This window comes from Streptomyces rubradiris, assembly GCF_016860525.1.
In the GTDB taxonomy this organism is placed as follows: Bacteria; Actinomycetota; Actinomycetes; order Streptomycetales; family Streptomycetaceae; genus Streptomyces; species Streptomyces rubradiris.
Map to the genome: position 1 here is coordinate 447,899 of NZ_BNEA01000001.1, position 11,397 is coordinate 459,295.

General features: G+C 73.2%; 12 protein-coding genes. 6 read left to right on the forward strand and 6 right to left on the reverse strand.

Going from position 1 to position 11,397, the window contains the following annotated elements:
• Positions 1-183: 183 nt before the first annotated feature.
• On the forward strand, positions 184-942 hold the full coding sequence (locus Srubr_RS02180) for an alpha/beta fold hydrolase (RefSeq protein ID WP_189993109.1): 759 nt from the start codon (positions 184-186) through the stop codon (positions 940-942).
• A 103-nt stretch (positions 943-1,045) separates the two neighbouring features.
• On the opposite strand, the gene Srubr_RS02185 is transcribed toward Srubr_RS02180, so the two are convergent.
• Positions 1,046-1,369, reverse strand: coding sequence for a DUF2795 domain-containing protein (locus tag Srubr_RS02185; protein WP_189993111.1), 324 nt, complete (start codon positions 1,367-1,369; stop codon positions 1,046-1,048).
• A 9-nt stretch (positions 1,370-1,378) separates the two neighbouring features.
• A complete protein-coding gene (locus Srubr_RS02190) occupies positions 1,379-1,522 on the reverse strand; it encodes a hypothetical protein (protein ID WP_189993113.1) in 144 nt (47 codons plus the stop codon).
• 175 nt (positions 1,523-1,697) lie between these two features.
• Between Srubr_RS02190 and Srubr_RS02195 the strand changes: the two genes are divergently transcribed.
• Entirely contained in the window at positions 1,698-1,892 is a 195-nt protein-coding gene (locus Srubr_RS02195; RefSeq protein ID WP_189993114.1) for a DUF2795 domain-containing protein, read from the forward strand.
• A gap of 114 nt (positions 1,893-2,006) precedes the next feature.
• Here the strand turns inward: Srubr_RS02195 and Srubr_RS02200 are convergent, their stop codons facing one another.
• Positions 2,007-3,728, reverse strand: a complete 1,722-nt coding sequence (locus Srubr_RS02200) for a purine-cytosine permease family protein (RefSeq protein WP_189993116.1) — start codon at positions 3,726-3,728, stop codon at positions 2,007-2,009.
• Between the two features lie 454 nt (positions 3,729-4,182).
• Between Srubr_RS02200 and Srubr_RS02205 the strand changes: the two genes are divergently transcribed.
• Positions 4,183-5,109 (forward strand): CAP domain-containing protein, encoded by a 927-nt coding sequence (locus Srubr_RS02205; protein ID WP_189993119.1) that lies wholly within the window; start codon positions 4,183-4,185, stop codon positions 5,107-5,109.
• Positions 5,110-5,173: 64 nt separating this feature from the next.
• Here Srubr_RS02205 and Srubr_RS02210 read toward each other — a convergent pair whose 3' ends face one another.
• Positions 5,174-6,997: a sigma-70 family RNA polymerase sigma factor gene (locus Srubr_RS02210; RefSeq protein ID WP_189993121.1), complete on the reverse strand. Its 1,824-nt coding sequence runs from the start codon at positions 6,995-6,997 to the stop codon at positions 5,174-5,176.
• A 197-nt stretch (positions 6,998-7,194) separates the two neighbouring features.
• A complete protein-coding gene (locus Srubr_RS02215; protein ID WP_189993123.1) occupies positions 7,195-7,602 on the reverse strand; it encodes a winged helix-turn-helix transcriptional regulator in 408 nt (135 codons plus the stop codon).
• A gap of 106 nt (positions 7,603-7,708) precedes the next feature.
• On the opposite strand from Srubr_RS02215, the gene Srubr_RS02220 reads away from it, so the two are divergent.
• The 3 genes from Srubr_RS02220 (at position 7,709) to Srubr_RS02230 (ending at position 10,521) form a co-directional block, all read left to right on the forward strand.
• Positions 7,709-8,575 (forward strand): alpha/beta fold hydrolase, encoded by an 867-nt coding sequence (locus Srubr_RS02220; RefSeq protein WP_189993125.1) that lies wholly within the window; start codon positions 7,709-7,711, stop codon positions 8,573-8,575.
• 165 nt (positions 8,576-8,740) lie between these two features.
• On the forward strand, positions 8,741-9,814 hold the full coding sequence (locus tag Srubr_RS02225) for an NAD(+)/NADH kinase (protein ID WP_189993128.1): 1,074 nt from the start codon (positions 8,741-8,743) through the stop codon (positions 9,812-9,814).
• 206 nt (positions 9,815-10,020) lie between these two features.
• Complete coding sequence (locus Srubr_RS02230; protein WP_189993130.1) at positions 10,021-10,521, forward strand: peptidylprolyl isomerase; 501 nt, start codon at positions 10,021-10,023, stop codon at positions 10,519-10,521.
• 60 nt (positions 10,522-10,581) lie between these two features.
• Here the strand turns inward: Srubr_RS02230 and Srubr_RS02235 are convergent, their stop codons facing one another.
• Entirely contained in the window at positions 10,582-11,361 is a 780-nt protein-coding gene (locus Srubr_RS02235) for a thioesterase II family protein (protein ID WP_189993132.1), read from the reverse strand.
• Positions 11,362-11,397: the final 36 nt, after the last annotated feature.

Here is an 11,397-nt window from a genome sequence, read left to right on the forward strand (position 1 = left end):
AAGAGGTCGGTCTCTTTCCACGAGGTCGGAGCGTGCCACCGGCCTAGCGTGTTTTTCGTGCCGGAGGCGGGTGGACGGCATGACCCGGCGAGTGTGCCACGGGGTCGCCGGTGCCCGCCGCGATACGAAGGAGACGTGGAAGTGCCGGAAAGTACAAGGACCGTGGCGGTCGAGGGCGGATCCATGAGGGTTCGGACCGGGGGCGGAGGCGGAGGGCCCGCGCTGGTGTTCGCGCACTACTGGGGCGGTTCCGCCGGTACCTGGGACGAGGTGGTCCGGCGGCTGCCGCCCGGGCGGGCGACGGTCCGGTTCGACCAGCGTGGCTGGGGCACCTCGCGAAAGCTGCCGGGGCCGTACCACCTGGACCGGCTCGCCGACGATCTCGCGCGGGTGGCCGAGGAGTGCGTCGCCGGTCCGTTCGTCCTCGTGGGCCACTCGATGGGCGGGAAGGTCGGCCAGCTGGTCGCGGCCCGGCGTCCGGCGGGGCTGGCCGGTGTGTTCCTGGTCGCGCCCGCTCCCCCACGGCCACCGGCGGCCGTCACGGAGGCGTACCGGCAGGCCCTGTCCCACGCCTACGACTCACCCGAGTCCGTCGGCCGGGCCCTGGACCAGGTCCTGACGGCCGGGCCCCTGCCCGGACCGGTGCGGGAGGCGGTCGTACGGGACAGCCTGGCGGCGTCGGACGGGGCCCGCGCGGAGTGGCCGCTGCGGGGCATCGCCCGGGACATCTCCGCGCAGGCCCGGCGCATCGGGGTCCCGGTGGCCGTGCTGGCGGGCGGGCAGGACAGGGTGGAGCCGCCCGCCGTACTGCGCGCGTGCCTGCTGCCCTACGTGCCGCACGCGACGCTGACCACTGTTCCGGGCGGGCATCTGCTGCCGCTGGAGGCTCCGGAGGCGGTCGCCGGGGCCCTGGGTGACTTCCTCGCGGGCCTGCGCGGCTGAGGACGGCCGCAGGCCCCCTGCCGGTCGGCTGAGGACGGCCGCAGGCCCCCTGCCGGTCGGCTGAGGACGGCCGCACGTCCCGTACGGCCGTCCCCGGGCCGGCTCAGCGGTCGAACTCCTCCTGGATGGGTGTCTTCGGCTCTTCCCGCAGGTGCTGGGAGAGGCCCGGCTTGCCGCCGCGCCGCGCCTGTGCGGCCCGCCGGCCGGCGTCGAGTCCGAGATCGGAGTCCGGGTCCACCCGGACCGACCTCGCGACCTGGGCGCGGCCGCCGTATTCCTCGGCGGGCATGCCGCGCAGTGCCTTGACGACCTCCTCCGTGGCCCCGGCCTGCCGGGCTGCCGAGATCAGCTCTTCCTTGCCGGCCGGGTAGGTCACGTCCTTCAGCGCGTCCAGCACCTCCGGGACGCTGGTGTGTGCCGTGCTCATGACGCCTCCCTACGCCTCGTCCTCCTCGTCCGGGGTCTCCTCAGCGGTGTTCTCCCCCTCCGCCTGGGAGGGGGTGGTGCGGGCCGGCTGCTCCGTGTCCGGGGCGTCCGTCTCGCGCTCGCCCTCGGCCTGCGATGGGGTGTTCTCGCTCATCGGGTCCTCTCATCCGCACTCCCGTGCCTGCTTTCCGAAAACCGTCGGGTACCCGCGCGGAGCCCTGCCCATCACCACCCGGAATCTCTGAATCCGCTTCCGTGGGGTGGGTACCTGAGCAGTCCCGGCGCACCATCCGCGCCGGCCGATCACCGACTCACTGCCAGGAGGAGCCATGGCGGGCATCACCCCACCTGATCTGCAGAAAGCGCTGCACGGCGTGGAGTACCCGGCCGGTACCGACGACCTTCGGAAGGCGGCCGAGAAGAACCACGCGCCGAAGGAGATCACGGAGCGGATCTCCCACCTCGGGAAGAAGAAGTTCGAGAACCCCGCCGAGGTCAGCAAGGCCGTCTTCCGGGACAAGTGACGGCGCACGGCCGACGGTGTGGGAGACGAGTGCGCGGTGGCCGGCCGAGCAGGTCCGGCCGCCGCGCCCGTCGTCACACGGTCACCAGGTGAACCGGTCACCGGGGTCACTCGGTCACCCGCCCCCGCGAGCGGGGCCGCCACCGGTCCGGACGGCCGGCAGGCCGAGGGCGACCGGCCCCGGCGCTCCGGCTCCGCGCTTGCAGGAGTCGTGACAGTCCTTCTCCAGGCTGCAGCACAGCGAACACACCGGGCCCTGGTGGAAGGGGCAGCCGGCCATGTCGGGCCGTTCGAAGCCGGTCGCGCAGACGGCGCAGGTCAGTACGGCGGCCGAGGGCAGCCCGTCCGCGCCGAGCAGCGGCTCGTCCAGGCCGTCGGGGCGGGCGAGGTAGTAGCGGCCCTTGGTGAGCACCGCGAACAGCGGCGAGAGCGCCATGGCCAGGAACAGCGCGATGAACGGCGAGAACGCCTTGCCGTAGGCGCCGAACGCCTCGAAGTAGGCGGCGACGGAGACCCCGGAGGCGAGCAGCATCGAACCGAAGCCCACCGGGTTGAAGTGGTACAGGTGGGCCCGTTTGAACTCGATGTACGACGGGCTGAGCCCGAGCGGCTTGTTGACGATCAGGTCTGCGACGACCGCGCCGATCCAGGCGATGGCCACGTTGGAGTAGAAGCCGAGCACGGTGTTGAGGAAGCCGAAGACGCCGCCCTCCATCAACGCGAGCGCTATGCCGACATTGAGGAAGATGTAGACGACGCGGCCCGGGTGACGGTGCGTCAGACGGGAGAAGAAGTTCGACCAGGACAGCGAACCGGAGTACGCGTTGGTCGAGTTGATCTTCACCTGGGAGAGGATGACGAAGAAGGTCGCCAGGCCCAGGGCGACCGGCGCCGCGAACGTGCCGAACCCGTGGACGTACTGCCGGATCGGCTCGTCGGCCTTGCCGAGCCCCGCACCGCCGGCGATGCAGAAGGCCAGGAAGGCGCCGCCGATCTGCTTCAGCGCCCCGAGGACCACCCAGCCCGGTCCGGCACCCAGCACGGCGGCCCACCAACGCCTGCCGTTCTGCGGGGTCTTGTCGGGCATGAACCGCAGGTAGTCGACCTGCTCGCCGATCTGCGCGATGAGCGACAGCGCGACGCCCGCGCCCGCGCCCACCCCGAGCGCGCTGAGCGTGGAGCCCGTGGGTGAGTCACCCGCGAAGTGGGTGAACTCCGCGTATTTCCCGGGGTCCTGGATCGCGATGGACACGAACGGGGCGACCATCAGCACCAGCCAGACCGGCTGCGTCCACACCTGCATCCTCGACAGCGCGGTCATGCCGTAGACCACGAGCGGCAGGATGACCAGCGAGCAGACGACGTACCCGACGGCGAGCGGGATGCGCAGGCCGAGCTCCAGCGCCTGCGCCATGATGGAGCCTTCGAGGGCGAAGAAGATGAAGGTGAAGCTCGCGTAGATCACCGAGGTGAGCGTCGAGCCCAGGTATCCGAACCCCGCGCCCCGGGTCAGCAGGTCCATGTCGATGGAGTACTTCGCCGAGTAGTACGAGATCGGGATGCCGGTCAGGAAGATGACCACCGCGGCGGCCAGGATCGCCACCAGGGCGCTGGAGAAGCCGTGCGCGACGGCGATCGAGCCGCCGATGGCGAAGTCCGCGAGGTAGGCGATGCCGCCGAGGGCGGTGGTGGCCACGACGTACGGCGTCCAGCGGCGGAAGGACTTGGGCGCGTAGCGCAGCGAGTAGTCCTCCAGCGTGTCGTTCCGCGTCCAGCCGTTGTACGTACGGCTGCCGGGCGGGGCCGGTGGCGCTTGGCTGTCGACGATGTCCGTCACGGCGCTCCCCTCGTCCTGCGCTGCGCCCGGACGCGCCGGGCCGGTTGCAGGGAAGGCTGGTGCCGTCGTGTTGCCCCGCGGTTTCCCCGTCTTTAAGAACAGCGTCCCCGCCCAAGGTGACAACCGTCACAGGGCTGTCGGCGACTAAGGGTGCCGGATAGTAGACGCCACTCCCACGACATATGGGATTTGTCCGTCTTGCCATGGGCGTGGGGCGTGGTCGGCGTGACGCCGGGACGGCCCGCGGGCAGTTCGCCGTATCCCCCGTTCAAGCCCGGTTCCTGAGGAACCGACAGCACCGCGCAAACGTCGCGGTCGCAATCTTCTGCACCTCCCGGCGTGACTGGCAAGGTCCGGGAGAGCCTACGAGGCGGGGTAGTAGCCGGTGCCTTTGCGTCCCGTGTGAGGCCGTCCCAAGAATGGGCGCTCCGCGATCACCGAGTGAGGTTGACGTATGGGACAGCACCGCAAGACCAAGCACCACCGGCGCATAGTCATCGCCGCCGTCGCCGTCGGCGCCGTGGGCGTGCCGTCCGTCGCCCTGGCCTGTACCGACTGGCCGTACGGCACGGACCCGCGGCCGCGGGCCGACGCGACGAGCACGCCCGTGACGCAGGAGCAGCACCTTCACAGGCATCACCAACGCAACGGCGTGGAGGCGGCCGCAAGGCGGACCAGCGCACCGCGCGCCGCGGAGCCGGTCACCACCACGCCGTCCCCGTCCACACCGTCGGCGTCCACTCCGGTCCCGTCCGGTTCGGCGTCATCCGCGCCGTCCCCGTCGACGCCGGACACGTCCCCTGCCAAGGCGCGGCCCGCGCACACGCGCCCGGCCGTACGGCCCGAGGCGCGTCCGGCGGTGTCCCGGCCCACCGCCCAGCGGCCCCGGCCCACCGCCACGCCCGGCACCCCCGAGGCCACCGCCACGACCCCCACGACCACCACCGCCCCCACGGCCCCGGCGGCCACCGCGCCCACCGCTCCGGAGCCCGCCGCCACGGCCTCCGGAGTGACTGCCGAGGTCCTGCGGCTGGTGAACACCGAGCGGAACAAGGTCGGTTGCCGGCCGCTGACCCTCGACCCGGCGCTCACCAAGGCCGCGCAGGAGCACAGCGCGGACATGGCCGCCCACCAGAACATGTCGCACACCGGATCGGACGGCTCCGACCCGAGCCTGCGCATCACGCGCGCCGGCTACACCTGGAGCAGCTACGGCGAGAACGTCGCCTACGGCTACACCACGGCGGAGCAGGTCATGGCGGGCTGGATGGCCAGCCCCGGGCACCGGGCCAACATCCTCAACTGCGGGTTCCAGGAGATCGGCGTCGGCCTGGCGCAGCCCGGCAGCTACTGGACGCAGGACTTCGGCACGGCCCGCTGAGCCGGGCCGGCCGGCCGAACAGCGGCCCCGAACGTGCCAGCGCGCACGCGGAATTGACCACCGTTCAGAGTTTCGCGCCGAAGTTCTGGGTCCACCAGGGGCCGCCCGAGCCGTTGTGGACGCCCACGCCGATGTTCTTGAACGAGCAGTTGAGGATGTTGGCGCGGTGGCCGGGGCTGTGCATCCAGGAGTCCATCACCGCCCGCGGGGTCCGCTGGCCCCGGGCGATGTTCTCGCCGTACGTGGACCAGCGGTAGCCCGCGGCGGTGACGCGTTCGCCGGGGCCGGCGCCGTCCGGGTTCGTGTGGTCGAAGAAGCCGCGCGCGGCCATGTCGTCGGAGTGTCCCTGGGCGGCCCGCTCCAGCCGCGGGTCCTCGGTGACCGGGCCGCATCCGGCGGCCGCCCGCTCCTCGTTCACCAGCGCGACCACCTGTGCCACGGTGCCGGCGGGCGCCGGACGCGTCCGCGGGGCCGTCCGGGAGGGGCTGGGCGTGGCGGGCGCGGACGCGGACGGCCGGGCCTTCGGAGTGCCGGTCGTGCGTGCGGGGCGGGGGCTCTCGGCGGGGCCCGGCTCCTTCGACCGCGAGGGGGACGGCGACGGGGAGGCCGAGGGCGGCGCCGATGTCCGGACGGGGCTGGGTGCCGGCAGATCCGCCACGAAGGCGTCGGCGGTGGGTGCGGGGGTCGCCTCCCTGGTGTCCGGTCCGGTGCCGGTGCCGAAGTACCACAGGCCGCCGCCCGCCACGCAGGCCGCCACGACGGCACCGCCGACGGCCCGGCGCCGGATCCGCCGCCGTCGCCGGGCCTCGCCGCGGGCGCTCGTACGACGCCGGGAGGCACGCACGCCGACGGGACCCGCCTGCTCGGTCCGGGCGTGCGGGAAGTCCTCGCCCGCCTGCTCGGTCCGGGTACGCGTCAGCCCTTCCCCCGCCTGCTCGGTCCGGGTACCCGAAAGCCCGTCGCCCGCCTGCTCGGACCGAGGGTGCGGAAAGCCGTCGCCCGCCTGCTCGGACCCGGTACGCGCGGCATCCGGCCCGGTGCCCCCCGCATCCGGCGCGGCGCTGCCGGCGTACGCGATCGGGCGGAGGCCGGCCGCCACGGCGGACCGTGTCGCCGCCGTCAGCGCCGAGGACACCGCGACGAGCGCGAGCCCGGCGAGCAGCCCCTCCGCCGGGAGCAGACCGCTCCACAGGCCGCCGCAGCGCGCGCACTCGCGGGCGTGCCGGGCTATCCGCTTGCGCCAGAGGGCGGAGGGCAGGCCGTCCCAGGAGGCCAGCACGCCACCCAGTTCCGCGCAGGCGGGCCGGGTGTCGAGCGCCCGTACCACCACGCGGGCCGACTCCAGGCGCGCCTTCATCCGCTGCACCCGGACCGCGGTGTGCTGCGGTGTCACCCCGAGGGCCGTGGCGACCTCGGCGCGGGTCAGCTCGCCGGCGCACTCCAGCCACCACAGCGAGAGCACCTCCCGGTCCTCCGGCTCCAGCCAGCGGGTGGCACGCGCGGTCTCCTGGCGCTGGCCGGACAACTGGAGCCGGACGATGGCCAGGTCGACGAAGTCGGCGCCCGGGTCGGCGACGCCGGCGGCCTCCTCCACGGTGGCCGGGGCGAGTTGGCGGTCCCGCCAGTGCGCCCGGACCCGGTTCATCGCGATGGCCACGAGCCAGGAGCGGAAGTTCTCCGGGGTGCGCAGGTCGCCGAGCGAGCCGAGGGCCCGGAGCATGGTCTCCTGGACCACGTCGTCCACGTCGACCGAACCGTTCAGGGCCCGCCCCACGATGTTGTACACCAAGGGGAGGTACGCGCCGACCAAGGCGTCCTGGGCCGCGGGGTCCCCCGCCCGGGCGGCGTCGACCAGTGCCGCCGTGTCCACCGTGTGCTGTGTCCTCATCAAAGCTTCCCTGTCCTCGGCGCCGAACGATGCTGTGCGTCACCTGGGAGACCGTCCGGCGCGGTGCCGATAACAGTTCTTCGCAGGACAGTTCTTCGGAGAATCGTTCGAGGGGAGGCTCACAGGGCGGTGCGGCGGCCGCAAGGAGGGAGGTCACACGGGCGGACCGGAGCGTCGTCGCCCGCTTCTCCTGCCGGTCACTCGACGGATCGCTCCAGCCGGTCGTGCAGCGAGTTGGCCCGGTCGACCTCGGCCATGTGCTCCTCGGCCCAGTCCCGTACGGCGGCGAGCACGGTGTCGAGCGACAGGCCGAGCGGGGTGAGCCGGTAGTACACGGCGGGCGGTACAGAGGGTTCCACCCGGCGTTCGGCCAGGCCGTCGCGGACCAGGCTGCGCAGGGTCGCCGAGAGCATCTTCTGCGAGACGCCCGGCATCCGGCGCAGCAGTTCGGCGAAGCGCACCTCTCCCGGTGCGGCCCGGGCCAGCACCTTCACCGCCATCGACGTCCACTTCGTCCCGATCCGGTCGAGCAGCCGGCGGGTCGGGCACGCGGGGTCGAACAGGTCACCGCGCACGGCGGGGGCGTCCTTGGCCTGGGAAGTCACCTGAAGCTCACCAACTGACGGGAAAGTGCGGTCTGTCGCCCCCGAGCCTAGTTACCTACCGTTGCCTTGTCACTATTGGTTACTTACGCACTCAACGGGATCACTCATGACTGTCACCTCCCTGCCCGGTGTGCGGCTGCGCCGGGTCACCGTCGACGGGACCGGACTCAACGTCGCCACGGCCGGCTCGGGTCCGGCCGTGTTGCTGCTGCACGGCTTCCCGCACACCTGGCGGCTGTGGACCGAGGTCATCGGGCCGCTGGCCCGCCGGTACCGGGTGATCGCGCCGGACCTGCGCGGGTTCGGCGACAGCGACCGGCCGGCGGACGGCTACGACCCCGGGACCCTCGCCGCCGACGCCGCCGGCCTGCTGGAGGCGCTCGACGCGGGTCCGGCCGCCGTGGTCGGCATCGACCTCGGCACCCCGCCCGCGTTCCTGCTGGCCATGCGGCGGCCCGGCCTGGTACGGCGGCTGGTGCTGATGGAGTCCCTGCTGGGCGACCTGCCGGGCGCCGAGGAGTTCCTCGCGGCCGGACCGCCCTGGTGGTTCGGGTTCCACGCGGCACCGGGACTGGCCGAGTCGGTACTGGCGGGGCACGAGGAGGAGTACATCGACTGGTTCCTCCAGCGCGGCACGCTGGGCCGGGGCGTACGGCCGGACGTCCGCGCCGAGTTCGTCCGCGCCTACACCGGCACCGGGGCGCTGCGCACGGCGTTCGGCCCCTACCGGGCGCTCGCGGTCGGTGCCCGGCAGATCCGGGAGGCGGTGTCCAGGACCCGTCTCACCGTGCCCGCGCTCACCCTCGGCGCCCACCCGGTGGGCCGGTCGCTGGAACGGCAACTGCGGCCCTACGCCGACCGGTTGACCGGCCAGGTGATCCCGGACTGCGGCCACATCATCCCGCTGGACCGCCCGGAGGCGCTGCTGGCCGTGCTGGAGCCGTTCCTCGCTGCGGACGACGACCGGGGGTGAGCGTCCCCGCCGGCACCGACGGCGGCTCTCGTACCGCACTCCCCCGGGACGGCGGCACTCCTCGGGGGACAGTGCCGCCCGGCGGCGTGGCGCGCGCCGGCCCGGTGCCGTGCGCGGCGAGGATGACGCCGGGCAGGAAACCGGCTGGGAGGCGGGTGTGCGGATATGACGGTGAACCGTGTCGGCCTGGTCGTGCACGGCGGGCGCGCCGAGGCGGTGGCCGCCGCGCGCGAGGTGCGCGCGTGGTGCTCCGGGCAGGGGGTGGGCTGCGCGGACATCGACGTGTGGCGAGCGGGCGGGCGGCACAGTGCCCGTGAGGAACTGGACAGCGCGGGCGATCCCGACCTGATCGTCACCCTGGGCGGCGACGGCACGTTCCTGCGCGGTGCCCGGCTGGCGGCCGAGAACGACGCCCTGGTGCTCGGTGTCGACCTGGGCCGGGTCGGCTTCCTGACCGAGGTGCCCGCCCCGGCGGTCCGAGCCGCGCTGGACGCCGTGCGGGAGGGCCGGATCCACGTGGAGAACCGGATGCTGCTCACCCTGCGCGCGTCCTGCCGGCTGGAGGTGCCCGCGCAGATGGAGGCGCTGCTGGGCTACGGGCGCGGGCCGCTGCTGCCCCCGCCGCCGGTGCGCACGGAGTGCGAGGCGGGCGGGGACTGGGGGGTCGCGCTGGACGTGACCGCGCTGAACGACGTGGTCCTGGAGAAGCTCTCCCGGGACCGGCAGGTGTCGGTCGGGGTGTATCTGGCGGGCCGGCTGCTGGCCTCGTACTCGGCGGACGCGCTGCTGGTGGCCACGCCCACGGGGTCCACGGCGTACAGCTTCGCCGCGGGCGGCCCGGTGGTCTCGCCCCGCGCGGAGGGCCTGGTGTTCACGCCGGTCGCGCCGCACATGGTGTTCAACCGGTCGGTGGTGGCCGCGCCGGACGAGCCCGTCGCGCTGCGGGTGCTCCAGGGGTCGGGGCGGGCCGCGGTCAGCATCGACGGCCAGTTGCGCGGGGTGCTCGGTCCCGGGGACTGGATCGGGGTGTACGCCGCTCCGCGCCGGCTGAAGGCGGTGCGGCTCGGTCCGATGGACTTCTACGGCCGGCTGCGGGAGCGGATGAACCTCACCGACGCGCCGGCCGCGCTCGCCGACGGGGAGGCCGCCCCGCTGTGGCCGGTGACCACGCCGCCGCCGGACGATCTCGCCCATCTGGCGCTGCCCCCGGCGCCCGGCGACGCGCCCCGGCCGTCCTGACGCCCGGGGCCGTCCGGGAACCTCGCCCTGACCCGGATGGCCGTTCGGGGCCCGGGGCGCCGCAGCACCGTACGCGTGACCTGTGGTCGTATATTCCATGGTGCGCTCGGGCTGTCGATCGGCAGCTTCCCGGTCGCACCGGAGAACGGCCGGCCGGGCCGTACCTGTAGCGTGGGCGAGTCCCACCGGAATGAGGAGATTTTTCAATGTCGACAGTCGAGCTGAACACCAGCGCCGGCCGGATCGTGCTGGAGCTGAACGACGCCGAGGCGCCCAAGACGGTCGAGAACTTCCTGGCGTATGTGCGCAGCGGCCACTACGACGGCACGATTTTCCACCGGGTCATCAGCGACTTCATGATCCAGGGCGGTGGCTTCACGCCGGACATGAAGCAGAAGTCCACCCTTGCGCCGATCCAGAACGAGGCCGACAACGGGCTGAAGAACGACAACTACACCGTGGCGATGGCGCGGACGGGCGACCCGCACTCCGCGACGGCCCAGTTCTTCATCAACGTCAAGGACAACGCGTTCCTGAACCACACCTCGAAGACCCCGAACGGCTGGGGCTACGCCGTGTTCGGCCGGGTCACCGAGGGCCAGGACGTCGTGGACGCCATCAAGGGCGTGAAGACGGGCAGCCGCCAGGGCCACCAGGACGTCCCCACCGAGCCGGTGGTCATCGAGTCCGCCAAGATCCTGGGCTGACACACTCCGGCGGGCGGCACCGGCTCGGCCGGTGCCGCCCGTCCGGTGTGCCCGGCGCGCTCAGAGGGCCGCCCCGGCGCCGGGTGCGAACCGCCGTAGCGCGGCCTCGATCCCGGCCAGGACGGCCTGCTGCCGCGCGACCAGGTAGAAGTGGCCCCCGGGGTGGACGTGGCACTCGAACGGGCCGTCCGTCTCCCGGGCCCAGGCGCGGGCCTCGTCGGGGGTGACCCTGGGGTCGGCGTCACCCGTCAGGACGACGATGGGGCAGCCCAGCCGTGGTCCGGGGGTGGGCCGGTAGGTGTCCACGACGCGGTAGTCGGCCCGCAGCGGGGGCAGGACCAGCCGGCGCATTTCCTCGTCCTCGAAGACGGCCGCGTCGGTGCCGTCGAGCCGGACGACCTCCTCGATGAGCTTTGCGTCGTCGCCCTGGTACAGGCTCTCGGCCCGCCCGGCGGACGGGCCCCTGCGGCCGGAGAGGAAGAGCACCGCGGGCGGGCGGCCGGCGTTCTCCAGCAGCCGGGCCAGTTCGAAGGCGACCAGCGCGCCCATGCTGTGTCCGAACAGTGCCGTCGGCGTCCGGTCCCGCTCGTCCAGCTCGTCGTACACCCCTTGGGCGAGCTCCTGCACGGAGTCCGCGAAGGGTTCCCCGGCGCGGTCCTGGCGGCCGGGGTACTGCGCCGCGCACACGTCGACCGCGGGCGACAACGCCTTCGAGACGGGGAAGTAGAAGCTCGCGGAGCCGCCGGCGTGCGGCAGGCACAGCAGGCGCGGCGCGCCCGGCTCCGACTGGTGGAAGCGGCGCAGCCACTTCGGGTGCCCCGCGCCGGACCGGTCTGCCATGCGTCCCCCTCGACGGTACGTGCCGTGTGCGAAACC